The 1,666-nt window shown below is 59.8% G+C and carries 1 protein-coding gene and 1 pseudogene; both read right to left on the bottom strand.

What is annotated here, in order from left to right:
* A partial coding sequence (locus AAEZ05_RS27645) for an ISL3 family transposase (protein WP_350649714.1) occupies positions 1-1,154 on the bottom strand: 1,154 nt, incomplete at its 3' end.
* Positions 1,151-1,666, bottom strand: a pseudogene (locus tag AAEZ05_RS27640) (phage antirepressor protein); the annotation flags it as partial. The pseudogene AAEZ05_RS27640 and the gene AAEZ05_RS27645, both read right to left, overlap by 4 nt.

The following is a 1,666-nucleotide window of genomic DNA, read 5'->3' as shown; positions in this document are numbered from 1 at the left end:
GTCTTTGCCCGGAACATCTCGAACGACAAGCCCCGAGAATCGCGGTTCAGGTCGCGCATGGATCGGTTGATCGACTCGGTGAAGGCGTTGGTGTTGCGCTGCGCCGGGCCGAAGTACGAGAAGATCTGCTTGTCCCAGTTGGTCATAGCCGTGGTGATCGGCTTCCAGTGGGTCTTTTGGCTGTCCGGCATCATGGCTAGCCAGTCGCTGTAACGCTGTCGCGCCTCCGGCTCGGTGGTTGATTCCCAGATGTCGAAGAACGCTTCCTTGAGCTTGTAGGCGATTCCCAGTTCGGGGAACTGATCCAGCCAAGTGTGGATGACCAGCTCGTTCATCGGGTTCAGGTCGCGCCGTCGCATCAGCAACAGCTTGCGGTCACCCCTGAGCTGCCTGCGCTGGTGCTGCGTCAGATCCTTCTTGATGCCCTTGCGCAGCACCTCCAGGCACTCATTGCCCATACGTTGGATGTGGAACCGGTCAACGACGATGGCTGCCTTGGGGAACAGCTTGGACGCCACGTCGCGGTACGGCTTCCACATGTCCTGGCAGACGATCTGCACGTTGTCCCGACCGCGCATGTTGGCCAGGTGGTTGTAGAGCACGTCGAATTGCCGAGACTCCAGGATGTCGATGATGGTGCCGCGCTCGATGTCAGTCAGGACGCACCGGAACTGACGGTTCAGGTACAGCTCATCGATACCGAGGATGCGCGGCAGGGTTGGCCGGTAGCTGTATTCCTTGATCTTGCAGTACGCCTTGATGACGCCGCGCACCGTGCCTTCATCGAAGCCGATCTCCTCAGCCACCTGGGCGTTGGTGCTCATGAGCGCCTTGCGGATGATGTAGTCGTAGCACCGCTTCGTCATGCGGTGATCCTCGGCCATCTCGTCGAACCTTGGCGTGAAGGTCGAGTCGCAGCTCCTGCACTGGAAGCGCCGCTGCACGGCCCACAGGGTCACACGCTTGCCATGCATGGGCACGTCCCGGTACTTCACCTGCTTCTTGCCGAAGCGGACGGTCTGGCCGATGGTGCCGCAGCTGTGACAGGCCTTCGGATCCGGGTACTCCACCTGGAAGTGGTAGTCGTGTTCCTCCTCCTGAAAGCTCAGGACTTGAGCCCTCAGGGGATGCAGCATGGTAGCGGGGGCGTTCAAACTTTGACTCTGTTCTGTTTGCAGGCGGCGGTCAGATCGCGCACTCGCTTCGTTTGGTAGTCAGACCTCGACTTGAGGTTGACCAGGGCGGCTATGGCGAACTCGAACATGTCCTCGGTGGAAACCATGATACCGCCAGGTGTGACCATGCCTTTGATCAGATCCTTGTGGCTCAGAACGCAGGCATCGTAAGGGATGGCCGTGATCTGACGCTTGCCGTTGTGATCGGCGTACAGCATGTAGCGCTCGGTTACCGACAGCGATTCAGGGATATCCGTGTCGCGTTTCGGCAGCCACTCGCCCTCCAAGGCGTAAGCCGCAATGAAGTTGCGAGCGCTGTCGAGCTGGTCAGCCGGGATATCGGCAGCGGAGCGCACACCGAAAGCAGCGTGAGTCTGTGACCAGATTTTCGAAGTGGCACGGCGTTGAATGGCAGCGGGCAGGCTCGACACCTTGCCCTTCACTACAGCGCCGAGCATGTGGAAGCCGTCAGTGCCGATTGTTTGACCTAC

The sequence above is a fragment of the Pseudomonas sp. HY13-MNA-CIBAN-0226 genome, from assembly GCF_040310305.1.
Lineage (GTDB): Bacteria > Pseudomonadota > Gammaproteobacteria > Pseudomonadales > Pseudomonadaceae > Aquipseudomonas > Aquipseudomonas gregormendelii.
Note: the sequence above shows the minus strand (reverse complement) of the source record. Positions and strands in the feature narration are given on the sequence as shown.